Raw genomic sequence first — 23845 nt, 5'->3', positions numbered from 1 at the left:
CTATGCTCCAGTCACATCGGCAGGACGGTGACGGATCGGGTCAGGCACCGGGTCGTACCCGCCAGGGTGGAAAGGTTGGCAGCGCAGGAGCCGCCAGACTGTCAGGCCCGTACCCCGAATCGCACCGTGCTTCGCCAACGCCTCCTGGGCGTATGCGCTGCACGAGGGATAGAACCGGCAGCGAGCCGGCAACGCCGGACTCAAGTATCGACGGTACGCGACGACCGCTGCGCTCAGCAGCCGGGCGGTGACGCTCATCGGGGCCGCCGCGATCGGCGGGCGGCTGCGAGCGCCGACTCCAGGTCCGCGGCGAGCACGGCGAACGGAGCGGCGGCGGAAGGTGGCAGCGCGCGCACGACCAGGGACGCGCCAGCCGGAAGGTCGTCCAGCAAGGGACGGACCAGGTGCCGGAGACGGCGCTTGACCTCGTTGCGGGTCACCGCGTTGCCCACGGCTTTGGATACGACGAAGCCGGCGCGCGCCGTGGAGGCGAACGCCGGCTCCTCGATAAGCAGGTGAACGACCAGAGTCCCACGGCCGGCACGACGGCCACCGCGGATCGCTGCGGCGAAGTCGTTGCTACGCCGCAGTCGCTGCGTCGCGGCCAGCACGACTACCTGAGCATTCCGGCCTGACTGCGGTCGGCTCAGGCCGACAGCTTGTCGCGGCCCTTGGTACGGCGGGCCGAGAGGATGGCGCGACCGGCACGGGTGCGCATGCGCAGCCGGAAGCCGTGGGTCTTGGCACGCCGGCGGTTGTTCGGCTGGTAGGTGCGCTTGCTCACGTCAATACTCCGTCTTCGTCTTACATCCAGGGGGCATCCGCTGCAAGACGCCACTTTAGCAGAGTGCGGCGGAGCAACCGCCCAACCCTACGCAGGGCACTTACAGCGGTCAACCATATCCTTGGTCGGCACGCCGACAAGCCGGGGCGTGCGCCAACCACCTGGTCTTTCCACGCACAAAGTGAATCTTTTCCTGCGGACGGGCTGCGGCGGGCTCCGGGCGGCAGTTGTAGTCCACGCGTCACCGCTGTTAGCGTGCGCGGTTGCTGGTCTCACCGGCCGTCTGCAAACCGCGAAGCGGCGGCCAAAACCGGACAAGCAGGTGGATCGTTCGCCACGATGAGCCTGTTTTCAGCCCGCGCCGCTACAGGCTCCGGTAAATCTGCCGACCAATCCGGCCGGGAGCGGCCACCGGTGGCGCCACAGGTTGTGGATAACCTGTGGATAGCTGGGTGGCGCCGTGCGTGTTCAGCAGGTTAGCTGTGCTGGGTTGGGGGAAGCCGATCGACCGCCCATGGGGGCGACGAGAGGCAGCACAGGCGAAAGGCCGGACAAGCTCCACCGGGGGTCGGTGGCGATGGGGGTGGCGCGGCGGTGGCCGATCAGGTCGACCTGGGCGGGTTGTGGCGGGAGACTCTCGAGGAATTGTCCGACGAGATCGCCTCGCCCCAGCAGCGTGCCTATCTACAGCTGACCCGGCTCCGGGCGATCGTCGAGGACACCGCTCTACTGTCGGTTCCGGACACGTACACCCGCGACATCATCGAGTCCCGCCTGCGCCCGGCGATCACCGAAGCACTGACCAAGCGCCTCAACCGGCCGATCCAGGTCGCCGTTACGGTTCGTCCCCCGGAGGACGGTTCCGGGATATCCACGATGACCGGCACGGTCTACGGCTCACCGTCCGAGGTGGGCGAGCCGCCCGCCGGCGAACCGCAGGCCCGGCACTACGACCCCCGGCCGTACCAGCCCGAACTGCCGACCTATCCGGGTCAGCCACGCCAGCAGGAACCCGCCTACACCCCGCAGGAGTACCCCGCCGAGGCGTACCCGACGGGTTCCGCGCAGCATTCGTCGCTGCCCGGGCCGTACCCACGCGGGGTGCCCACCGCCCGTGACGGGCAGGAGGCCCTGTTCGCCGACCCGTCGCAGCAACCGCCGCCCCCGCCGTCGAACCGGACCGGTGTGACGCACCCGCCGGACCAGGGACCGGACCAGGTGGCACCGCCGACGCCGAACGACACGGTCGCGCACCGGCTCGCCGCCGACCCGTCGCAGCTGCGCGACAACCAGCGTTACCCGGACAACCAGCGGTTTCCCGACGACCGGCCGGCCCTGATCGGCCAGGACCGTCGTGACGACCCGCTGCCCGTCCGCGGCGACAACGGCCCCGGCCGTCCCCCGATCGACCTGCGCGGCCCGGGCGCCTCGCCGCGGCCCGGGGGCAACGACGGCAACCGGCTCAATCCGAAGTACCTGTTCGAGTCGTTCGTCATCGGCTCGTCCAACCGCTTCGCGCACGCCGCCTCGGTGGCCGTCGCCGAATCGCCGGCCAAGGCGTACAACCCGCTCTTCATCTACGGAAGCTCCGGGCTGGGCAAGACCCACCTCCTGCATGCGATCGGCCACTACGCCACCACCCTCGGCCACGCGCGCTCGGTGCGCTACGTGTCGACCGAGGAGTTCACCAACGATTTCATCAACAGCCTGCGCGACGACAAGACCCAAGCGTTCCAGCGCCGCTACCGCGACGTCGACATCCTGCTGATCGACGACATCCAGTTCCTGGAGAACCGCGAGCGGACGCAGGAGGAGTTCTTCCACACCTTCAACACCCTGCACAACGCCAACAAGCAGATCGTGATCAGCTCGGACCGGTCGCCGCGCCAACTGGCCACACTGGAGGACCGGATGCGTACCCGGTTCGAGTGGGGCCTGCTCGCCGACATCCAGCCGCCCGACCTGGAGACGCGCATCGCGATCCTGCAGAAGAAGGCCGCGCAGGAACGGATGTATGCGCCGGCCGACGTCCTGGAGTTCATCGCGAGCCGGGTCTCCAACTCGATCCGGGAACTCGAGGGCGCCCTGATCCGGGTCACCGCGTTCGCCAGCCTGACCCGCTCGCCGGTACAACTGTCGCTGGCCGAGGAGGTCCTGCGCGACTTCATGCCGGACGGCGCCGGGCCGGAGATCACCGCCGACCAGATCATGGTGTCCACTGCGGACTACTTCGGTGTCAGCCTGGAGGATCTGCGCGGCCACTCCCGCAGCCGGGTGCTCGTCAACGCCCGCCAGGTCGCCATGTACCTGTGCCGCGAGCTGACCGATCTCTCCCTGCCGCGCATCGGCCAGGCGTTCGGCGGACGCGACCACACCACCGTGATGCACGCCGACCGCAAGATCAGGCAACACATGGCCGAACGCCGGTCGCTCTACAACCAGATCGCCGAACTCACCAACCGCATCAAACAGAACACCTGATCTTTCTCGTACGCGCCACACCTCCCTCAGCCGCAACCAAGCCGTCCCCGAGCTCTCCGGGACGGCTTCGTGCTTTCCGGGTCCCCGCCTTGCCGCCGCACCGCTACCTCGGACCGCCTGTGGAGCTGCTGAGCCGTCGAGCCCACGCTGCCCAGCCGACCTGTGGAAACCGCGCGTACGCTGCGGAAACGAGCGCTGAGTCGGCCGCCCCGCCGCCCGCATCGATCTTCACGATTACGCGCGGTGACTGGTGAATCCTCCTCGCAGACGGCCTTCCGCAGAGGTTGTCGGTCAACTGGTTGACCGACTCACTAAAGAGTGACGGCGCCTCGCGTTCGGATCTTGGACGGTTCGCGCTCCGGCAGCGTTGTACACAGAGTGATGACTAGAGGGTGGCCGCTTATGCCCACAGGGCGTGAGCAGCGAAACCACTAAACGATCCACAGGCAGGCCCAGGTTATACACCGGGTTATCCACAAGTTATGCCCAGATCATCGCAGGTCAAGGTCATATTGATGACAATCGTTGTCCGAAAATGAGTACCAAGAACGTCGAGTTGTCAACGTCGCGACGGTTCAGTTTCGTGCCAACGTTTTCCACACTTGTCCACAGGCTTCCACAGGCTTCATCCCCAGATCGTGGATATCCCGGAGGTGAGTTATCCCCAGATGTGGAAAAACCCTGGGGATATCGATGTGGACAGTCGCTCTCCGTAATATTTCTGTCCCCAGGCTGTGGAAGGCTGTGGATAGCCTGTTGAAGGATCTGGGGACGACGGGTCAGTAGCGTCTCAGCGTTATGCACAGGGCAGGGGATAAACCCGGTGGATAACCGGTGGATAACTCGTGGATGCCTGTGGACGACTGTGTGGAGACAGGTCGTAGATGACCTTCCTGTGGACAGAGGGCCGGGTTTATACCCTGGTTACCCACAGGCTAAACACCGGTGGATAACTCGCTGACCTGCGAAAAGGCCGGTTATCCACAGAATCCACAGCACCGATGAAGACGACTAGATATTTCTTCCTAGAAAACTTAAAAGCAATCATCAGCGTTGTGGATGGTGTGGGAGGGCTGCTTGCGGGTCGCTGCGCCTCGGGCTCGACTTCGCAGCACCGGGGTCGGGCGCGCATCAGTGCCGTCAGCGCCATAGAGTTCAGTGGGGTCGGACCCCCTGTAGAGGAAGCATCGCGGAGGACAGCATGAAGTTCCGGGTTGAGCGAGACGCACTCGCCGACGCCGTGGCCTGGACAGCCAAGAGCCTGCCCAGCCGGCCGTCTGTTCCGGTGCTCGCCGGCGTCCTGCTGCGAGTCACCGACGGCAGGTTGCAGGTCTCCGGCTTCGATTACGAGGTCTCCAGTCAGGTGACCGTCGAGGTGCAGGCCGACGCCGACGGCGCCGCCCTCGTCTCCGGCCGCCTGCTCGCCGAGATCACCAAGGCGCTCCCCGGCAAGCCGGTCGACATCGCCGCCGTCGGTGCGCATCTGGAGCTGGTCTGCGGCAGCGCACGCTTCACTCTGCCGACGATGCCGGTCGAGGACTACCCGAGCCTTCCGGAGATGCCGTCCAGTGCCGGCACCGTCGACGCCGCCACGTTCGCTTCCGCCGTGTCGCAGGTGGCGATCGCCGCGGGCCGTGACGAGACGCTGCCGATGATGACCGGTGTCCGGCTGGAGCTCAACGGAACGACGATGGCGATGCTCGCCACCGACCGCTACCGCCTGGCGATGCGCGAGATCGAGTGGAACCCGGACGACCCGGAGATCAACATCAACGCGCTGGTGCCCGCCAAGACCCTCAACGACACCGCCAAGGCCCTCGGCCCGATCGGTGGCTCGGTGACGATGGCTCTGGCGCAGGGCAGCGCGGGCGAGGGCATGATCGGGTTCGCCGGTGGCGCCCGCCGCACCACGAGCCGTCTGCTCGACGGGGCCAACTACCCGCCGGTGCGGTCGCTCTTCCCGGCATCGCACAACGCCGAGGCACGGGTGACCGTCGCGGCCCTGGTCGAGGTGGTCCGGCGTGTCGCGCTGGTCGCCGAGCGCACCACCCCGGTGCTGCTGAGCTTCAGCGAGGACGGTCTGGTGGTCGAGGCCGGCCAGACCGAGGAGGCCCGGGCCAGCGAGGCCATGGAGGCGGCGTTCACCGGTGAGCCGCTGACGATCGGCTTCAACCCGCAGTACCTGATCGACGGTCTGCAGAACCTCGGATCGGCCACCGCGGTGCTGTCGTTCGTCGACGCGTTCAAGCCAGCTGTGATCTCGCCCGCTGGCGAAAGCGGCGAAATCATCCCGGGTTACCGCTATCTGATCATGCCGATCCGGGTCACTCGCTGATACTGAGCTGGAAGCAATCGCTCATCTAGGGAGATCACCATGCAACTCGGCCTGATCGGTCTCGGCCGAATGGGTGGCAACATGCGGGACCGTCTGCGTGCTGCCGGGCATGAAGTAGTTGGATTCGACCACAACGCGGACAAGAGTGACGTCGCCAACCTGGCCGAGTTGGTGGACAAGCTGGCCGCACCTCGCGTGATCTGGACGATGGTTCCGGCCGGCAAGATCACCGAGGAGACCGTCGACGCGCTCGCGGAGCTGCTGTCCGAGGGTGACATCGTCATCGACGGCGGCAACTCGAAGTTCACCGACGACGCCCCGCGCGCCGCCCGCCTGGGCGCCAAGGGCATCCACTACCTGGACGTCGGCGTCTCCGGCGGCGTCTGGGGCATCACCAACGGGTACGCGCTGATGGTCGGCGGCGACGCCGCGCAGGTCGAGCACTGCAAGCCGATCTTCGAGGCGCTCAAGCCGGCCGGCGAGTTCGGTTTCGCGCACGCCGGCACGCACGGCGCCGGCCACTACGCCAAGATGATCCACAACGGCATCGAGTACGGGATGATGCAGGCGTACGGCGAGGGTTACGAGATCCTCATGGCGTCCGAGCTCGTGCACGACGTGCCCGCGGTCATCAAGAGCTGGCGTGAGGGCAGCGTCGTCAAGTCGTGGCTGCTCGACCTGCTCGACCGGGCGCTCGACGAGGACCCGACGCTGGCCAACCTCAAGGGCTACGTCGAGGACACCGGTGAGGGCCGCTGGACCGTCGACGAGGCCGTCCGCCTCGCCGTTCCGGCCCACGTCCTGGCCGCCTCGATCTTCACGCGTTTCGAGTCGCGCCAGGAGGACTCGCCCGCGATGAAGGCCGTCGCCGCGCTGCGCCAGCAGTTCGGTGGCCACGCCGTGAAGCGCTGATCCATGCACGTACGCCGGGTCGAGCTCACCGACTTCCGCTCGTACGAGCGGGTGGCCGTGGACCTCGATCCCGGCGTGTCCGTGCTGGTCGGGCAGAACGGCATGGGCAAGACGAACCTCATCGAGGCGTTGGGCTACGTGGCCACTCTGGACAGTCACCGGGTGGCCACCGACGCTCCACTGGTCCGGGCCGGCGCCACGTCGGCGGTGATCCGGTGCGCGGTCGTCCACGATGGACGCGAACTCCTCGTCGAGCTGGAGATCGTCCCGGGCCGGGCCAACCGGGCACGGCTCAACCGGTCGCCGGTACGCCGTCCCCGTGAGGTGCTCGGGGCGCTGCGGATGGTGCTGTTCGCCCCGGAGGATCTCGAACTGGTCCGGGGCGACCCGTCCGAACGCCGCCGCTACCTCGACGACCTGCTGGTCGCCCGCCAGCCGCGGTTTGCGGGCGTGCGCGCCGACTACGACCGGGTGGTCAAGCAACGCAACGCGCTGCTCCGGACGTCGTACCTGACCCGCAAGGTCGGCGGCACCCGCGGGCAGGACCTGTCGACGCTCGCCGTCTGGGATCAGCACCTGGCCCACCACGGCGCCGAGCTGCTGGCCGGCCGGCTGGAGCTGGCCGCGGCGCTCGGCCCGCACCTGACGAAGGCCTACGACGCGGTGGCGGCCGGGCGGACGGCGGCGTCGATCGCCTACTCGTCGCGGCTCGGCGAGTCTCTGGTCCCGGACCGGCCGGCTCTCGAGGCGGCTCTGCTCGCCTCGCTGGAGGAGCGCCGGACCGCCGAGGTCGAACGCGGCACCACCCTGGTCGGCCCGCATCGCGACGACCTGGCCCTGACGCTCGGAGACCTGCCGACCAAGGGCTACGCGAGCCACGGGGAGTCGTGGTCGTTCGCACTGGCGCTGCGGCTGGCCGCCTACGAACTGCTGCGGTCGGACGGCATCGAACCGGTGCTGGTCCTCGACGACGTCTTCGCCGAACTGGACGCGGGCCGCCGGGAACGCCTGGCCGCGCTGGTGTCGGACGCGGCCCAGCTGCTGGTGACGTGCGCGGTCGCCGAGGACGTGCCGGCGTCGCTGGCCGGTGCGCGGTTCGACGTGAGCACCGGAACGGTGGACCGTGTCACGTGACGCCATCCCGGCGAGTGATTGTTTCCGGTCTCAGCGGCCCGTGAGAGCTCTCGGGGTGCTGTGGGTGGGTCCGGGTGTGGCCGGAGGCGCTTCGGGGCCGCAGAGGGCTCGTGAGGGGCGGTTGCGGCTGTCCGGGTTCGGGGCCACGTCGTGTGGATCATTGATTCGACGGCGGGCTGGTTCGTTCGGCGGCATCGGTGGAGACTTCTCGGGGCCGAACCCGACAGGGCCGAACCCGACAGGGCCGAAGGCGAAGGCAATGGCGGCCGTCGTGATGGAGCCGGACGTGAAGGCGCTGCGGAGTGCCGGGCGACCACGAGGAGGACCGCGATGAGCGAGGACCCACGACCGGACGCCGACAAGCCGACCGCGGGTGCTGACGGTCCGGCCGGTCCGGAGCTGGCGCGCGCGGTGCTCGACGCCGCCCTCGCCCGGCGGCGGGAGGCGATGCGCCAGCCGCGGAAACGCGCCGGGAGCGGGACCGGCCAGAAGCGCCTGCGGGGATACTCCGGTCCCGGACCGGACCCGCGGGATCCGCAACTGTTCGGGGCGATGCTCGAACGGCTCGTGAAGGCCCGCGGCTGGGAGAAGCCGAAGGCCGAGGCGACCGTGTTCGGCGCCTGGGAGCGGGTCGTCGGACCGGACATCGCCGATCACAGCCGGCCGGTGAAGCTCGAGGGCGGCGTGCTGACCGTCGAGGCGGAGTCGACCGCCTGGGCCACCCAGTTGCGGATGCTGACGGCCACGATCCTGCGGAAGATCGCCGGGGAGGTCGGCCACAACGTGGTCGCCCGGTTGAACATCCACGGTCCGGCGGCGCCGTCCTGGAACCGCGGGCCGCGCCGGGTGCAGGGCCGCGGCCCGCGCGACACCTACGGCTGAGTCCCCCGCAACCTACGGCTCAGTCGGCCGCAACCTACGGCTGAGTCGGCGGCAGCCTGCCGCTGAGTCCGCCGCAATCCGTGGCCGAGCCGGGCGCTGCGGCCGAGGCCCGGCGCACGAAACCGCGACGGTGTGCAACCTGGGCGCGTTTTCGCACGTCGAACCCGCATGATCATGCGTCGGCTGATGGTGCTGCTTCTGCTCGTGTTGGCTCCGATACCCGTCGCCGCGGCACCGGCATGGGCGTGTTCCTGTGCGGTGGACCCGCCCGTCGACGAGGCCGCGCTGGTGTTCTCGGGTGTCGTCGAGGAGGTGGACACCGGTTGGTTCGGGGCGGCGTCGGAGGTGAAGGTGACTTTCGGGGTCGAGTCGGTCACCAAGGGTGATGTCGGTAAATCCGTGACATTGGCCACACCCGCTGAGGAGCCTTCCTGCGGGTACGAGTTCGTCGAGGGCACGCGGTACCGCGTGGTGTCGATGGAGGGCGCGACGACGAACGCCTGTGACGGCAACGAGCAGTTGGCCGTCGGCCCGGCCCCGGCTCAGGACTCCGGTCGCGAGTTGATCGCGTGGTCGGTCTCCGGCCTGATCGTGCTGCTCATGATCGGTGCGTTGTTCTGGCTGCTGCGTCATCCACGCGGCGCGGCCGCCGCATCCGGTCCCGCTGATCCCGTCGAGCCGGGCGAACGGGACGGCCGCTGAGCTGGAGCGCGATGCGGCCGTCGACCAGCGTGAACGTGACTGTCGCCGAACGCGGGGTGAGAGTGGGTGCGCACGCAGAATGAAGGGTGCGGCGATCGGGCTGGACGCGCCAGCGGCCAGATCGCCGTGCCCGGCCTCCGCGGGAGCGACGGTCCGCACCCACCACCCAGGTGGGACCAGAAGCTCTTGACCTGGATCTCCGTCCAGATGGTGATCGGTTCAGTAGTCGGCGAACACCGCGAAACCACGTTCCGCGCAGCGCCGGTAGAAGCCGGCCAGCACGGCCAGTTCGGTGCGGGCGAAACTCCAGTGCGGAGCGTTGCCGGCGTCGTCGCGCAGGGCGGTCAGGCGCTGATCGAGCCAGCGCAACTGCTGCTCGGGCAGGCGCCCACCGGCGATCGCGGTGCGCATCACCTCGGCGACGGTGTCGAAGGTGACCAGGTCACCGAACTTGTCGTGGCCCTCGACGAACCGTTCCAGGCCGCCGGCGATCCACGCGCAACCGTCCGGATCGATCACCGGATCCTCGTCCTCGGCGGCCGCGTCGGTGGCGTAGAGCACACCTTCCAGGCCCAACAGGAGATCGACCAGTTCGGTGTACGCCGTGGCGCGCACCGTCCCGGTCTTCGCCACGTGCAGCGCCAGCGCACCGGTGGGCGCGGCGATCTCGGGGCGGTCGGCGATCGTGCCGAAGTCGACGAACTCGGCGGGAGCCACCGGGTCGTAGTACTGGTTCGTGCGCGGCCAGTGCACCGCGACGTTGTCCAGGCCCTTGTCGTGCGCCATCGGGCCACCCCTCCTCGACCTGCCTGCGAAGCCTCATCCGCGGACGCGGACCCTCCGGTGGGGCCCGTCGCGGCGGACGACCGGTGCCATTCGTCCGACGGCGTCCGGCCATCACCGGTCCGCGCGGGCGAGGCTACGACACCGGCGCGGGCGGCTGTCGAGCAGTGTCGCAGTGAGTGCCGGTCGGGCACGGCAGGCGCGCCCGAGGGGGCAAACAGCCGCAGCGTTTGCCGTTGTGCTCCCTGGTAGTTCCGTGTAGGGGAACACGTGGGTAGCGGCCTGAATCGCGCTACGGGACTCTCAGGCACCCGGAAGGGGTGCCGGACCCTCGCCAACTCGCTTCGGCGGAGTAGAATCGACGGCGACCGGGAAAACTGTGCTTGACGGTGGCGGCCCTGGCTCATTCGACTGCCATGCGGCCCACACCGTCACGCTATGCGGTTTTTCCAGCCGATCACGATCCGCGGGACGTCCGCGGCGGCCGGCGTGCACGGTTCCACCGGTGGTCCGCTCCTCTCCGCGGTGTCATCTCCGGTGCTCGGTGCGTGCCGTTCTCCGCTGGTCGCCCGACAACCCCGCGTGAGGGCTCCGCAAGGGCTCGCCGCGAGAAAGTGGCCGAGGGTGGCAGAGAACAAGCAGGAGTACGGTGCGGATTCAATCACCGTGCTCGAAGGTCTCGAGGCGGTCCGCAAGCGTCCCGGTATGTACATCGGCTCCACCGGTGAGCGAGGGCTGCACCACCTGGTCTGGGAGGTCGTCGACAACGCCGTCGACGAGGCGCTCGCCGGGTACTGCGACACGATCGACGTGATCCTGTTCGCCGACGGCGGTGTCTCGGTCACGGACAACGGCCGTGGCTTCCCGGTCGACCTGCACCCCCAGCTGAAGAAGCCCGGCGTCGAGGTGGCGCTGACGGTTCTGCACGCGGGCGGCAAGTTCGACGGCAAGGCCTACGCGGTCTCCGGTGGTCTGCACGGCGTGGGTGTCTCGGTCGTCAACGCGCTCTCCGTCCGGATGGCCGTCGAGATCCACAAGTCCGGTTTCGTGTGGCGGCAGAAGTACAACGCCTCCAAGCCGGAGGAGCTGATCAAGGGCGAGCCGACCGACAAGAACGGATCGACCGTCCAGTTCTGGCCGGATCCGACCATCTTCGAGACGGTCGAGTTCGACTTCCAGACGATCTACCGCCGGCTGCAGGAGATGGCGTTCCTCAACCGGGGCCTGACCATCAACCTCACCGACGAGCGGGCCGAGTCCCTCGACGAGGAGGGCAAGCCCCGCCAGGTCACGTTCATGTATGCGGGCGGCATCGCGGACTTCGTGCGGCACCTCAACGCGACCAAGAGCGCCATCCACAAGACGGTGATCGAGTTCCAGTCCGAGGACAACGAAGCGCGCATGGCGGTCGAGATCGCGATGCAGTGGAACGAGTCGTACGGCGAGTCGGTCTACACCTTCGCGAACCGCATCAACACCCACGAGGGCGGCACCCACGAGGAGGGCTTCCGCGCCGCGCTGACCAGCATCGTCAACCGGTACGGCGTCGAGAAGAAGTTCCTCAAGGCCGACCAGAAGCTCTCCGGCGAGGACATCCGTGAGGGCCTGGCCGCGATCATCTCGGTGACCCTGGCGAACCCGCAGTTCGAGGGCCAGACCAAGACGAAGCTCGGCAACACCGACATGAAGAGCTTCGTGCAGAAGGTCGCCAACGAGCAGCTCGCCGACTGGTTCGACCGCAACCCGGCCGACGCCAAGCTGATCATCACCAAGGCGGACCAGGCGGCTCGCGCCCGGATCGCCGCGCAGCAGGCCCGCAAGCTGGCCCGGCGCAAGTCGCTGCTGGAGTCCGGTTCGATGCCGGGCAAGCTGGCCGACTGCCAGTCGACCGACCCGCGCGAGACTGAGCTGTTCATCGTCGAGGGCGACTCGGCCGGCGGTTCGGCCAAGTCGGGCCGGGAGAGCCGGATCCAGGCGATCCTGCCGATCCGCGGCAAGATCCTCAACGTGGAGAAGGCCCGGATCGACCGGGTGTTGAAGAACAACGAGGTCCAGGCGCTGATCACGGCGATGGGCACCGGCATCCACGACGAGTTCGACATCGGCAAGCTGCGGTACCACAAGATCATCCTGATGGCCGACGCCGACGTGGACGGCCAGCACATCCAGACGCTCCTGCTCACCCTGCTGTTCCGGTTCGTGCGGCCGCTGATCGAGATGGGCCACGTCTACCTGGCGTCGCCGCCGCTTTACAAGATCAAGTGGAACAAGCGGGGCGACGACGCGCAGTACGCGTACTCGGACCGCGAGCGTGACGGCCTGATCGCGCTGCGCCAGCAGAAGAAGGCCAACGCGAAGCCGGACGACATCCAGCGGTTCAAGGGTCTCGGCGAGATGAACTTCGACGAGCTCTGGGACACCACGATGAACCCGGACACCCGGACGCTGCGCCAGGTCACGCTCGACGACGCCGCGGTCGCGGACGAGCTGTTCAGCGTGCTGATGGGCGAGGACGTCGAGGCGCGGCGGTCGTTCATCCAGCGCAACGCCAAGGATGTTCGCTTCCTGGACATCTAGTGGCGTCGCGTATCCACAGCGTGAGCCTACTTTCCACATGGTTATCCACAGCGATATGCGGGCTTTGGCCGCACATGTCTGGTTTCACCTTGAGTAAGGGTTAAAAGTGACTGACATTCCCGAGCCCTCGGACGGCGACGAGACACAGGACGAAACCGGCGGTGGCGTGAGCCAGCGTGTCGAGCCGGTCGGCCTCGAGGTCGAGATGCAGCGGTCCTACCTCGACTACGCGATGAGCGTCATCGTGGGCCGTGCGCTGCCCGACGTCCGTGACGGCCTCAAGCCCGTACACCGCAAGATCCTCTACGCCATGTACGACTCCGGGTTCCGCCCGGACCGCGGATACGTCAAATGTGCCCGCATCGTCGGCGACGTGATGGGCAACTACCACCCGCACGGCGACTCGTCGATCTACGACGCCCTGGTCCGGATGGGGCAGCGCTGGTCGCTGCGCTACCCGCTGATCGACAGCAACGGCAACTTCGGTTCGCCGGGTAACGACCCGCCCGCCGCCATGCGCTACACCGAGGCGAAGCTGTCCCCGCTGGCGATGGAGATGCTGCGGGACATCGACGAGGACACCGTCGATATGCAGGACAACTACGACGGGCGCACCAAGGAGCCGACGATCCTGCCGGCCCGGTTCCCCAACCTGCTGGTCAACGGTTCCGAGGGCATCGCGGTCGGCATGGCCACCAAGATCCCGCCGCACAACCTGCGCGAGATCGCCGCGGCCGTCCAGTGGTGCCTGGACAACACCGAGGCCGACGAGCAGACCACCCTCGAGGCGCTGCTCGAGCTGGTCAAGGGCCCGGACTTCCCGACCAAGGGTCTGATCGTCGGACAGCAGGCGATCCAGGACGCCTACCGGACCGGCCGCGGCTCGATCCGGATGCGGGCCGTCGTCGAGGTCGAGGAGGACAGCCGGGGCCGGCCGTGCCTCGTCGTGACCGAGCTGCCCTACCAGGTCAACCCGGACAACCTCGCCGAGCGGGTCGCCGAGCTGGTCAAGGAAGGCAAGCTCACCGGCATCGCCGACATCCGGGACGAGTCGTCCGGGCGTACCGGCATGCGGCTCATCCTGGTGCTCAAGCGTGACGCGGTCGCCAAGGTGGTGCTGAACAACCTCTACAAGCACACCCAGCTGCAGGAGACCTTCGGCGCCAACATGCTGGCGCTGGTCGACGGGGTGCCGCGCACGCTCAACCTGGCGCAGTTCATCCGGTACTACGTCGAGCACCAGATCGAGGTCATCCGCCGGCGGACCGAGTACCGCCTGCGCAAGGCCGAGGAGCGCGCGCACATCCTGCGCGGTCTGGCCAAGGCCCTCGACATGCTCGACGAGGTCATCGCCCTGATCCGGCGTTCGCCCACCGTCGAGGACTCCCGCCAGGGCCTGATGTCGCTGCTCGACGTGGACGAGGTGCAGGCCACCGCCATCCTCGACATGCAGCTGCGCCGGCTGGCCGCCCTCGAACGGCAGCGGATCGTCGACGAGCTCGGCAAGATCGAGCTGGAGATCGCCGACTTCAAGGACATCCTGGCCAAGCCGGAACGTCAGCGTGCCATCATCTCCGACGAACTGGGCGAGATCGTCCAGAAGTTCGGGGACGAGCGGCGCACCCAGATCATCCCGTTCGACGGCGAGGTCTCGATGGAGGACCTCATCGCGCGCGAGGACGTTGTGGTGACGATCACACGTACCGGTTACGCGAAGCGCACCAAGGTCGACCTGTACCGGTCGCAGAAGCGCGGCGGCAAGGGCGTGAGCGGCGCAACCCTCCGTCAGGACGACATCGTCTCGCACTTCTTCGTGATCTCGACGCACGACTGGATGCTGTTCTTCACGAACAAGGGCCGGGTCTACCGGGCGAAGGCCTACGAGCTGCCCGAGGCGCAGCGTGTGGCGAAGGGGCAGCACGTCGCCAACCTGCTCGCCTTCCAGCCGGACGAGCACATCGCGCAGGTCATCCAGATCCCGAATTACCAGGTCGCGCCCTACCTTGTGCTCGCCACCAAGAATGGTCTCGTGAAGAAGACCCGGCTCGAGGAGTTTGACTCCAACCGCAGCGGTGGCATCATCGCCATCAACCTGCGGGAGGATGACGAGTTGGTGGGCGCTGCCCTGGTGGCACCGGAAGAGGATCTGCTGCTGGTCTCCAAGAACGCGCAGGCCATCCGGTTCAACGCCACGGACGACGCACTACGTCCTATGGGCAGGGCCACTTCGGGCGTGATCGGGATGCGGTTCGGCGACAACGACGAGCTCCTGGCGATGGAAGTTGTTCGCGAGGGGTTGGATGTGTTGGTGGCGACCAACGGTGGGTATGCCAAGCGCACACCGATCGAGGAGTATCCCGTTCAGGGTCGTGGCGGTAAGGGGGTGCTGACCGCCAAGATCACCGAGCGTCGTGGTGGACTTGTGGGCGCTCTGGTGATCAGCCCGGAGGATGAACTGTTTGCCATCACCAGCAATGGTGGTGTCATCCGGACTCCCGTGAAGCCTGTACGGCGCACACGGGATCGGAACACAATGGGGGTCAAGCTGATGGACCTCCCAGAAGGTGTAACCATCGTGGCGCTTGCTCGCAATGCCGACGAGCCTGACGAACAGGACTAGTTGATGCCGGAGACACAGGCGAAGTCGGGGGGCCCGGGGGCCTCGGCGACTCCGGACGATGCGGCGAAGAAGGACGGCGCCGCAGCGAACGGACGCGAGGCTGCAGGGCGCGCCGCTGTCCCCGCCGATTCCCCGTCTGGGCCGAAGTTCACCAGGGCGCCGGGAATGGCGCCGCCGCCCGGCGAGCCGGCTGCCGGCAGTGACGGCGGTGCCGACGCCAAGCGTCCGGGCGGACCCTCCGTGGTGAAGGGATCGGCCACCGTGCCGGTCGTCACCAAGGGCAAGGGTGCCGCACCGGGGACCCCGGCCGCCCGGCCGGGGACGACGCCGCCCAGCACGGGCACGGCGGCCCCACGGGCCACCGTGACCCCGCCACCGGCCCAGCCGGCCACAGCGCCCGTCTCCACCACCGGTAAGCAGCGGACCGGCTCCGCGCCGGCCGGTGCGGCCGCGGTGGGCGCCGCCCGTGTCTCGGAAGCGGTGCGGTCCGCGCGGTCGACGGTCTCGTCGGCCGCTGCTCGCGGTCCGCGCCGGGCCCGTCTCAACCTCAAGCGGATCGACCCCTGGTCCGTGATGAAGTTCGCGTTCGCGGTGTCGATCGTGCTCTTCATCGTGGTGGTGGTCGCCACATCGGTGCTCTACCTCGCCCTGGACACCATGGGCGTGTGGACGTCGGTCAACGACAGCCTCAAGGACCTGGTGACCGCCAGCGGTGGGGCCGACGCCTCGTCCGGCAGCGCCTTCCGGATCACCGCCTGGGGCGTCATCGGCACGTCGATGCTGATCGGGGCGGTCAACGTGGTGCTGTTCACCGCGCTGGCGACCCTGAGCGCGTTCATCTACAACGTGTGCGCCGACCTGGTCGGTGGCATCGAGCTGACGCTCGCCGAACGGGACTGACCGCGCGATCGGGTTGTGAGCCACCCCCGCTTTGGTGGCTCGCAACCCGATGCGGTAACGTTCTCTTCGCAGTTGAGGGGCTATAGCTCAGTCGGTTAGAGCGCAGAGCTGATAACTCTGAGGTCGCTGGTTCGATTCCAGCTAGCCCCACGAGATGGTTGGGTGGTCTCTGCCCGTGGAAAACGCGGGCCGGGATCACCTCGTCATATCTGCTCCGGAGGCCGAGCCCCCGGAAACCCCGCGATCTGATGATCGCGCTGGAAAGTGCCTGGTTGCGCTTCGCGAATGTGGGGGAAGCATTCAATGTTGAAGAAGCTTCTGATCGTCGCCGCTGTTGCGGGTGCGGCCTTCGTGGTGGTCAAGAAGGTCAAGGCGTCCAGCGACGAGCGGGCTCTGTGGCACGAGGCGACTACCGCCCCCGACCTCCGCTAGGTTGGTAGGGACGGGGCCCTAGCTCAACTGGCAGAGCACCGCCTTTGCAAGGCGGGGGTTAGGGGTTCGAGTCCCCTGGGCTCCACAACGAAACATCTCGCGCCGCCCCTCGAGGGCGGCGTTTGTCATATCCGGTCCGACGGGGCCGCGCGGGCGGGTTCCGTGCTGTTTCACTGATGCCGTGAAACGCCGTGCCGTCCTTCTCCTGCTCGCCGCCACCGGTCTCGCGAGCTGCGCCGACCCGGAGCCGGCCGAGCCGCGGACCGGCGTGTCCAGCGCCGCAGCCGACTACCTGTGGCCGGTGCACAGCCGGGAGCTCGGACAGGGCTTCTGCTTCACGCTGGTGCAGGGCCTCACCCCCGTCGAGGTGGTCGCACGGCTCGGCGGCACCGAACTGGAACGGGTCGAATGGCAGCGCCTGGTCGGGCCCGGCGACGGCGAACGGGGCGACACCGGGCGGTTCTTCCTCGGCGTGACCCGGGCCGGCGACGACTGGTCGTTGATCGTCGAGGACAACGGGGCGCTGGGGGTCACTGAGAGCCTCGTGGAGCCACTTTCGGCGGGGAGCACGGTTCTGGCCTACTACAGCGACGCCGAGGAGCACGGGCGGCTTCTGGCGCTGCGTGACGGCGACGTGGTCCTGGACTTCGACTCGGGCACCCCGGACCGGTGGGGCGGCAGCCGCCCCGGCGACTTCGTGCCGGCGATGCGCGCGGCCGGGCTCATCGGCGGCACCGGTGTGACGGGACCCACCGGGCCGGCACTGGCCTTCCTGGACGGACAGACCGGTGTCCGGCTCACCCACGACTTCCTGGCGGAACGGACATATCTCCTGGTCACCGTTCCGAAACCGTAGTTCCGCAAATGCCCGATCTACCGGGTGACGGGGTATCCACAGAGGAATGAAGGAATCCTGCGGAGCACAGTTCCTCCGGCTAGCCTGCGACTCGTGAGCGAACGAAGACGGGCCGCCGCCGTGATCGTGCGGGACGGCCGTGTGCTGATGGTGCACGAGCGCAGCCGGCGATCCGGTGGCGGCGAGTGGTGGACCCTGCCCGGCGGCGGTCTGCGCCCGGGCGAGACCGCCGAGGAGGCACTGCGCCGCGAGGTCTTCGAGGAGACCGGCCTGATCGTCGGCGACGCGCGCCACGTGCTGGAGATGCCCTATCCGTCCGGCATGACGTCGGTCTTCGCGGTGACCGTGGCCGACGGCGAGCCACGGGCCGGCCACGACGACGGGTTCGGCCCCGAGCCGCTGGGGGTGGACTGGCTGCCGGTGCCGGAGCTGCCGATCGAGACCAGCGGGGTGCCGGTGCCCCCGCTGATGGTGGTGCTGCCGACCCTGGCGCCGGATCCTTCGGCGGCTCCGGCGCCGGAGCCAGCCCCATAGGTTGCAGCGGACCTCGGCGCTCAGGGGCGAGGTCGAAGCCGGCACCATTGCCGGCGGCGCGTCGCCGTGGTGTGCGACCGCATCGACCTCCCCGACCGGCTTCTCGCGGTCTTCGACAGCCACGCGCCGCTGTGTCCGTTCATCGCGGCGGCCGTCGAGATCCCGGACCCGGAACACCCGGCCCGCGTGCTCGCCCGCGACTACAAGAGGGCTTTCGCGGTACGCCTGACCGACAGTGCCCGCGAGGCCGGTGCCGCCGATCCCGAGCGCCTCGGTGAGCAACTGGCGCTTCTCCTGGACGGCGCCTCGGCCCGTAGTCGCGTTCTGAACACCGAGACCCTGGCCACCGCCGCCGCCATCGCGGCTGTCCTCGTCGACAACGTCCTGCCGACAACGCCCTGCCGACGATGGCGCCGGCCCGTGCGACTCCCATGCCGCTCAGCTCAAGTTGATCAAGGCCGTGACCGGTGACTGTGCAATCCTCTTCGCCGTGGCGATTCGTCGGCGGTGACGGTGGCGGTCGGATCAGCGCGGCTCAGTCGTTTGTTGCAGCGTGGGGTCACGTCCAAGGTCACCTTGAGCTGGGTGGCATGGTGCGACTGCCGGCCGTCGCCCGCGGTTGCTTTCGGTTTGCGGATGGACCGCAGTCGACGGCCGGGCCGGTCGAGCCGTCGGTCACGGCTGTTCGGGAGGGCGGGAATGAGCCGTCGGCGACGGCTCGGGGTCACTCGGCCGTCGTCTGTGGTCGTTTTCGGCTCCCGGGTGGACCGTGGGCGACGGCCGGGGTGTCCGGAACGCCACTCGACCTCTTCCGATCTCGGCGGCGGCTTCGGGGAGGCCGCGAGTGGCTGAACGGTGCCGACGCACGGGCGACCGGAGGCGGCGCTGTGGTTCTCAGGCCGAGTCGGGCAGCGACCGAGCGGCTTCGACGGCCGGTGAAGTGCCGGTCTGTTCGACGCGCGCTGCGGTACTGGTCTGTTCGACGCGCGCTGCGGTACTGGTCTGTTCGACGCGCGCTGCGGTACTGGTCTGTTCGACGCGTGGTGCGGTACTGGTCTGTTCGACGCGTGGTGCGGGACCGGCCGGTTCGTGGTGTGGCGCGGTGTCGACCCATTCCGCGTGGGGCGCCGAGTCGTCCTGGTCGTCGGGCACACCGGTGTCGGCGTGGTCGACGGATGTCACTCCGATCGGCAGGGACACGATGGTTCGCCGCCGCTCCACGACGAAGTAGGCGCACGCCGCGGCGTACCCGGCACCGAGGATCGCGCCGAGCAGCCGGACCGCGTCGGAGACCAGCGGGAGCAGCGGTAGTGCGACGGCGGCCATCGACCACGCGGCCAGCAGCATGGTGTTGACGGTGTCGTGCCGTCCCCAGATCCGGGTCCGTCGCCGGGCCTGCCGCTGGATCTCGACGATCAGTGCGTGGGACATGCCGAGCGAGAGCAGGCCGAGCAGCAGGGTGGCGAAGATCGAGTGATGGCCGCCGGCCACCGCGACGAGGGCGGTGGCTCCGGTCAGGAGGGCGAGGCCGCTGACGGTCCCGACCCGTGCTTTCCGACGCTCCTCCACATCCTCTGGCGGTCGGCATGATCGGCATGGACCTGAGGGTTCCCGGGGTCCGGTACCGGGCAGTCGAGTATCCGAAGATCCACGGCCTGGGTGAGGATGAACAGCATGATGGGAAGCCTGCAGACCGAATCAGCCCAGTCCCGGCTGGACCTGCTCGCCCCGCCGGTGGCCAAGGCGCTGGAGGTCTGGCCGGTGGAGGCGCCGATCGACGCCGATCAGGTGCTGGTCGCGCCGATCGATGCGAGCCTGGCCGACACCGCGGCGTTCTGCGAGGCGTACGGGGTGAGCCTGGCCGAGTCCGCCAACTGCGTGATCGTGGCCGGCCGCCGCGGTGAGGTCACCCGCTACGCGGCCTGCATCGTGCTCGCCACCACCCGGGCCGACGTCAACGGTGTGATCCGGAAGCACCTGGACGTCCGCAAGGCCAGCTTCGCGCCGATGGACGACGCGGTCTCGTTGACCGGGATGGAATACGGCGGGATCACCCCGATCGGGCTGCCGTCCTCCTGGCCGATCCTGGTCGACTCCCGGGTGATCGCCACCCCGCACGTGATCATCGGGTCCGGTGTCCGGCACAGCAAGATCGCCATCGCCGGCCCGGCCCTCGGAGCGCTGCCCGGCGCCGAGGTGATCGAGGGGCTGGCCCGCGAGGTCGGCTGACATCGCCGGGTCTCGATGTTGTTCCACGTGAAACATCCACGGAAACGTCATCGACCGGGATCACCGCCCCGCTTCGACCGTCTCGCGTCGCCGGATCTCCTGGAACGCCGACAGCAGCGTGGCGGGATCCTGCGCTCCCTGGATCACGAACTTGCCGTCGATCACCAGTGTCGGGACGCTGGCGACGCCGAGTTCCCGGGCCTCGTCCAGGTCGTTGCGGACCGCCGCGGTGCCGGCCTGCGATTCCAGGTAGGACAGAGCTTCGGCGGCGTCCAGCCCGATCGATCCGGCCACGGCCGCCAAGGCCGGCACCGACCCGAGGTCCACGCCGTCGGCGAAGTGCGCGCGCTGCAGCGCGTCCAGCATTGCGGACTGCCGGTCGCGGAGCGCCGCCCAAGCGATCAGCCGATGCGCCGTGAAGGTGTTGGCGGTGATCGCCCGGCCGAAGTCCAGGACCAGTCCGTCGGCCGCACCCGCCGCGGTCACCCGGTCGACCATCTCCGCGGCGTTCGTCATCACCGTGGTGACCGGCAACGGCTCGGGCACCGGGGACGGGTCGAGCTGGTAGGCGCGGTAGGTCACCGTGACGTCCTCGCCGAACATCGCGAGGGCCGCCTCCAGTCGGTGGCGGCCGAGGTAACACCAGGGGCAGACGACGTCGGACCAGACCTGGATGTCCACGTCACTCCGCCGGGAGCGGGGCGAGCTGCTCGGCGACCTGCCGCTTGAGCCGGGCCAGGACCGCCGTGCCGCCGCGGACCCGCAGCGGGCTGATCGCCTGCGCCAGCCCCATCCGCGCGTAGAGGTCGGCCGGCACCGCGAGGATCTCGTCGGCGGTCGCGCCGGCCAGGCCCTCGGCCAGGATGCCGGCGAAGGCGCGGGTGGTCGGGGCCTCCGGCGGGCAGTCGAAGTGCGTCACCACGGTCCGGTCCGGCTGGACCACGGCCTTCAGGAAGAACGCGGTCTGGCACTCCGGGACCTGTTCCATGCCCTCGTGCCCGGCGAGTTCCGCGGGCAGAGGGGCGACCGCGTCCGAGAACTCCAGCAACATCTCCAGGACCACGTCACGGGGTGCGGAGGAGAAGTCGTCGACGATCTCGGCCAGTTTCGGCGGCATGTCAGTCACGCCCTCGAATCTACGCGCCGGGTGATCCGGTCATCCGCCGCGCCGAGCAGCGGATGACCGGAGACCGCAGAGCGGACCGTCAGGCGGCCGTGGCGGTGGCGGACAGTGCCACGTCACTGAGGCTGAGGATGCCGACCAGGTTGCGGTCCGCGTCGCAGACCAGCAGCCGGCGCACACCCCGCTCCCGCATCGCCTGCACCGCCTCCTCCACGGTGGCGGTCTGCTCGATCATGACCAGCTCGCGGCTGGCGACCGTGGCCAAGGTGGTGGAATCCGGTGGCAGGTTCTCCGCGATCGCACGGATCACGATGTCCCGGTCGGTGACGATGCCGGCCAGAGCCGGGCCGCGCGTCACCACGACATCGCCGATCCCGCGGTCGCGCATCGCCTGCGCGGCCTCGTCGAGTGGTGTGTCCTCCGGCAGATAGACGACCTGCCGGGTCATCGCGTCCGCGACCAGTCTGACCATGACTCTGCCGCCCCTCCAGCGCTGTTGTGTCACGGTTACCCGACCTCGGGCCGGATTACACCGATGACGTCCACAAGGGGCGTTCGTGACCTGTGGTGTGTGCGGCGTAGCAGCATGTCAACCAAGGCTAGGGATCGGGGGTGGTGAAAGCACGCCCATATCACTGTGTCGCCAGCGTCACGTTCCGTCTGGCCGCCGTCCGGTGGAAACTTGCTCAGCAGGCAAAGCTGAACAGACGTTAGGGGGCGAGATGGCCTGGCGCAGCTTCGTGGCTATGGGGGACAGCTTCACCGAGGGCATGTCCGACGAGTACCCGGACGGCACCTACCGCGGATGGGCGGACCTGGTGGCCACCCGCTTGGCAGTGGAACACGGTCCGGAGTTCGGGTATGCGAACCTCGCGGTCCGCGGGCGTCTCCTCGACCAGGTGCTCGCCGAGCAGCTGGAACCGACGTTGGAGATGAAACCCGACCTGGTCAGTTTCGCGGCCGGCGGCAACGACATCCTGCGGCCCCGGGTGGACCCGGAGATGCTGCTCGACAAGATCGACCCGGTGGTGGCGCGACTGCGCGCGGCCGGCGCCGACGTGATCCTGTTCCGGTTCGCCGACATCGCGTCGCTGGTGCCCGGCGGGCGCCGGATGATCGGATCCCGGGCGGACGCCCTGAACGACGGCTTCCGGGACATCGCCGCCCGGCACGGCGGCCACGTGATCGACCTCTTCGGGGACCACGCGTTCCTCAACCGCGACCTGTGGAACGCCGACCGGCTGCACCTGTCCGCGGCCGGCCACCGGCGGGTCGCCGGGCACGTGCTGAACGCGCTCGGCGTCGGGGTCGAGGAGGAGTGGATGCTGGTGCCGCCGATGCCGCAGTCCACGCCGTGGCGGCTGGCGCTGAGCGCGGACCTGCGCTGGGCCCGCGAGCACCTGGCCCCCTGGGTGGGACGGCACCTGCGCGGACGCTCGTCCGGTGACCTCGTCACGGCGAAGCGCCCGGTGCTGACCCCGTTCGGGGACTGAACAGGGTTCCGTCAGGGGGCGGGAGCGAGGCGAGGTCCAGCCCTCTGACGGAACAGGCGCTAGCGTGGCAGGCATGTCCGTTCCGAACGATCCGGCGCCGGCGCTGCAGGCGTACGCGCATCCCGAGAAACTGGTCACCACCGAGTGGCTCGCCGCGAACCTGAACAGCCCGGGCCTGGTCGTCGTCGAGTCGGACGAGGACGTGCTGCTCTACGACACCGGGCACATCCCGGGCGCGGTCAAGGTCGACTGGCATCTGGAGCTGAACGACCAGCTCACCCGCGACTACCTGGATCCGGACGCGTTCGCCGCCCTGTGCGCGGCGAAGGGCATCGGCCGCGACGACACGATCGTCTTCTACGGCGACAACTTCAACTGGTGGGCGGCGTACGCCCTCTGGGTCTTCGGTCTCTTCGGGCATCGCGACGTGCGGCTGCTCGACGGCGGCCGGCAGAAGTGGTCGGCCGAGGGGCGTGAGCTGACCCGGGAGAAGACCGTCCGGGAACCGGCCGACTATCCGGTCCCGGTGCGCAACGACGTCGAGATCCGGGCGTTCCGTGACCAGGTGATGGGGCACATCGCCGGTGGGCGGCCGCTGGTCGACGTGCGGTCCCCGCAGGAGTACACCGGCGAGTTGACGCACATGGCGGCGTACCCGCAGGAGGGTGCGCTGCGCGGCGGGCACATCCCGGGCGCGGTCAGCAAGCCGTGGAAGTCGGCGGCGAACGAGGACGGCTCGTTCAAACCGCACGACGAGCTGATCAAGATCTACCGCGACGAACTCGGCCTCGAGGAGGCGGACGACATCATCGCGTACTGCCGGATCGGCGAGCGGTCGAGCCACACCTGGTTCGTCTTGCGCCATCTGCTCGGCTACCCGCAGGTTCGCAACTACGACGGTTCCTGGACGGAGTGGGGCAACCTCGTGCGGGCGCCGATCGCCCGGGGCCAGGAACCCGGCGGTCTGCGGTGACACCGGGCCGCCGGGCCTGATCGACGCTGTGTAAACAAACGGTGCTGCCCGCTCGGGTAGCACCGTTTCTGTCGGTCCGGCCCGGTACCGTGCAC

At 68.6% G+C, this 23845-nt stretch carries 24 protein-coding genes and 2 tRNA genes; 18 read left to right on the top strand and 8 right to left on the bottom strand.

Going from position 1 to position 23845, the window contains the following annotated elements:
• Genes yidD through rpmH form a run of 3 tightly spaced genes read right to left on the bottom strand, consistent with a single transcriptional unit; the run spans position 1 to position 784 of the window.
• The gene (gene yidD / locus QSK32_RS38090) at positions 1-258 is read right to left on the bottom strand and encodes a membrane protein insertion efficiency factor YidD (RefSeq protein WP_083449686.1); all 258 of its coding nucleotides are present in this window, start codon (positions 256-258) and stop codon (positions 1-3) included.
• Positions 255-611, bottom strand: a complete 357-nt coding sequence (gene rnpA, locus QSK32_RS38085) for a ribonuclease P protein component (RefSeq protein ID WP_285474658.1) — start codon at positions 609-611, stop codon at positions 255-257. The genes yidD and rnpA overlap by 4 nt, the downstream gene beginning before the upstream one ends.
• 35 nt (positions 612-646) lie before the next feature.
• Positions 647-784 (bottom strand): 50S ribosomal protein L34, encoded by a 138-nt coding sequence (rpmH, locus tag QSK32_RS38080; protein WP_014448226.1) that lies wholly within the window; start codon positions 782-784, stop codon positions 647-649.
• A 594-nt stretch (positions 785-1378) separates the two neighbouring features.
• On the opposite strand from rpmH, the gene dnaA reads away from it, so the two are divergent.
• From dnaA to QSK32_RS38050, 6 genes are all read left to right on the top strand, one after another.
• Positions 1379-3265 carry a chromosomal replication initiator protein DnaA gene (gene dnaA / locus QSK32_RS38075; protein ID WP_083449687.1) on the top strand — a complete coding sequence of 629 codons (1887 nt, stop codon included), beginning with the start codon at positions 1379-1381 and terminating at the stop codon, positions 3263-3265.
• Between the two features lie 1201 nt (positions 3266-4466).
• Positions 4467-5600, top strand: a complete 1134-nt coding sequence (gene dnaN / locus QSK32_RS38070) for a DNA polymerase III subunit beta (protein ID WP_045747774.1) — start codon at positions 4467-4469, stop codon at positions 5598-5600.
• Positions 5601-5639: 39 nt separating this feature from the next.
• Positions 5640-6512, top strand: coding sequence for a phosphogluconate dehydrogenase (NAD(+)-dependent, decarboxylating) (gene gnd, locus QSK32_RS38065; RefSeq protein WP_045747775.1), 873 nt, complete (start codon positions 5640-5642; stop codon positions 6510-6512).
• Between the two features lie 3 nt (positions 6513-6515).
• Positions 6516-7646: a DNA replication/repair protein RecF gene (gene recF, locus QSK32_RS38060; RefSeq protein WP_045747776.1), complete on the top strand. Its 1131-nt coding sequence runs from the start codon at positions 6516-6518 to the stop codon at positions 7644-7646.
• A 330-nt stretch (positions 7647-7976) separates the two neighbouring features.
• Positions 7977-8528, top strand: coding sequence for a DciA family protein (locus tag QSK32_RS38055; RefSeq protein ID WP_045747777.1), 552 nt, complete (start codon positions 7977-7979; stop codon positions 8526-8528).
• 168 nt (positions 8529-8696) lie between these two features.
• A complete protein-coding gene (locus QSK32_RS38050; protein ID WP_285474657.1) occupies positions 8697-9230 on the top strand; it encodes a hypothetical protein in 534 nt (177 codons plus the stop codon).
• Between the two features lie 219 nt (positions 9231-9449).
• On the opposite strand, the gene QSK32_RS38045 is transcribed toward QSK32_RS38050, so the two are convergent.
• The gene (locus QSK32_RS38045) at positions 9450-10016 is read right to left on the bottom strand and encodes a hypothetical protein (RefSeq protein ID WP_045747779.1); all 567 of its coding nucleotides are present in this window, start codon (positions 10014-10016) and stop codon (positions 9450-9452) included.
• A gap of 621 nt (positions 10017-10637) precedes the next feature.
• On the opposite strand from QSK32_RS38045, the gene gyrB reads away from it, so the two are divergent.
• The 9 genes from gyrB (at position 10638) to QSK32_RS38000 (ending at position 18403) form a co-directional block, all read left to right on the top strand.
• The gene (gene gyrB, locus QSK32_RS38040; protein WP_045747780.1) at positions 10638-12590 is read left to right on the top strand and encodes a DNA topoisomerase (ATP-hydrolyzing) subunit B; all 1953 of its coding nucleotides are present in this window, start codon (positions 10638-10640) and stop codon (positions 12588-12590) included.
• A gap of 106 nt (positions 12591-12696) precedes the next feature.
• Positions 12697-15210: a DNA gyrase subunit A gene (gene gyrA, locus QSK32_RS38035; protein WP_045747781.1), complete on the top strand. Its 2514-nt coding sequence runs from the start codon at positions 12697-12699 to the stop codon at positions 15208-15210.
• A 3-nt stretch (positions 15211-15213) separates the two neighbouring features.
• On the top strand, positions 15214-16110 hold the full coding sequence (locus QSK32_RS38030; protein ID WP_045747786.1) for a DUF3566 domain-containing protein: 897 nt from the start codon (positions 15214-15216) through the stop codon (positions 16108-16110).
• A 76-nt stretch (positions 16111-16186) separates the two neighbouring features.
• A tRNA-Ile gene (locus tag QSK32_RS38025) sits at positions 16187-16260 on the top strand.
• 153 nt (positions 16261-16413) lie between these two features.
• A complete protein-coding gene (locus QSK32_RS38020) occupies positions 16414-16542 on the top strand; it encodes a DLW-39 family protein (RefSeq protein WP_211275611.1) in 129 nt (42 codons plus the stop codon).
• Between the two features lie 12 nt (positions 16543-16554).
• Positions 16555-16627, top strand: a tRNA-Ala gene (locus QSK32_RS38015).
• A 96-nt stretch (positions 16628-16723) separates the two neighbouring features.
• Entirely contained in the window at positions 16724-17398 is a 675-nt protein-coding gene (locus QSK32_RS38010; RefSeq protein WP_285474656.1) for a DUF6461 domain-containing protein, read from the top strand.
• Between the two features lie 93 nt (positions 17399-17491).
• A complete protein-coding gene (locus QSK32_RS38005; protein WP_045747782.1) occupies positions 17492-17932 on the top strand; it encodes an NUDIX domain-containing protein in 441 nt (146 codons plus the stop codon).
• Positions 17933-18001: 69 nt separating this feature from the next.
• The gene (locus QSK32_RS38000; RefSeq protein WP_285474655.1) at positions 18002-18403 is read left to right on the top strand and encodes a hypothetical protein; all 402 of its coding nucleotides are present in this window, start codon (positions 18002-18004) and stop codon (positions 18401-18403) included.
• Positions 18404-18826: 423 nt separating this feature from the next.
• Here the strand turns inward: QSK32_RS38000 and QSK32_RS37995 are convergent, their stop codons facing one another.
• The gene (locus QSK32_RS37995; RefSeq protein WP_285474654.1) at positions 18827-19501 is read right to left on the bottom strand and encodes a hypothetical protein; all 675 of its coding nucleotides are present in this window, start codon (positions 19499-19501) and stop codon (positions 18827-18829) included.
• Between the two features lie 108 nt (positions 19502-19609).
• Here QSK32_RS37995 and QSK32_RS37990 point away from each other — a divergent pair, with 108 nt between their 5' ends.
• The gene (locus tag QSK32_RS37990) at positions 19610-20161 is read left to right on the top strand and encodes a YbaK/EbsC family protein (protein ID WP_285474664.1); all 552 of its coding nucleotides are present in this window, start codon (positions 19610-19612) and stop codon (positions 20159-20161) included.
• A gap of 60 nt (positions 20162-20221) precedes the next feature.
• Here the strand turns inward: QSK32_RS37990 and QSK32_RS37985 are convergent, their stop codons facing one another.
• The 3 genes from QSK32_RS37985 to QSK32_RS37975 form a co-directional block, all read right to left on the bottom strand.
• A complete protein-coding gene (locus QSK32_RS37985; RefSeq protein ID WP_285474653.1) occupies positions 20222-20842 on the bottom strand; it encodes a DsbA family oxidoreductase in 621 nt (206 codons plus the stop codon).
• A 1-nt stretch (position 20843) separates the two neighbouring features.
• Complete coding sequence (locus QSK32_RS37980) at positions 20844-21287, bottom strand: SufE family protein (protein ID WP_045742517.1); 444 nt, start codon at positions 21285-21287, stop codon at positions 20844-20846.
• Positions 21288-21366: 79 nt separating this feature from the next.
• Positions 21367-21756 (bottom strand): CBS domain-containing protein, encoded by a 390-nt coding sequence (locus QSK32_RS37975; protein ID WP_045742518.1) that lies wholly within the window; start codon positions 21754-21756, stop codon positions 21367-21369.
• Positions 21757-22006: 250 nt separating this feature from the next.
• Between QSK32_RS37975 and QSK32_RS37970 the strand changes: the two genes are divergently transcribed.
• Positions 22007-22777 carry an SGNH/GDSL hydrolase family protein gene (locus tag QSK32_RS37970; protein ID WP_045742519.1) on the top strand — a complete coding sequence of 257 codons (771 nt, stop codon included), beginning with the start codon at positions 22007-22009 and terminating at the stop codon, positions 22775-22777.
• 73 nt (positions 22778-22850) lie between these two features.
• Positions 22851-23750, top strand: coding sequence for a sulfurtransferase (locus QSK32_RS37965; RefSeq protein ID WP_045742520.1), 900 nt, complete (start codon positions 22851-22853; stop codon positions 23748-23750).
• Positions 23751-23845: the final 95 nt, after the last annotated feature.

Origin of the sequence: Actinoplanes sp. NBRC 101535, assembly GCF_030269225.1 — a bacterium.
Lineage (GTDB): Bacteria > Actinomycetota > Actinomycetes > Mycobacteriales > Micromonosporaceae > Actinoplanes > Actinoplanes rectilineatus.
Note: the sequence above shows the minus strand (reverse complement) of the source record. Positions and strands in the feature narration are given on the sequence as shown.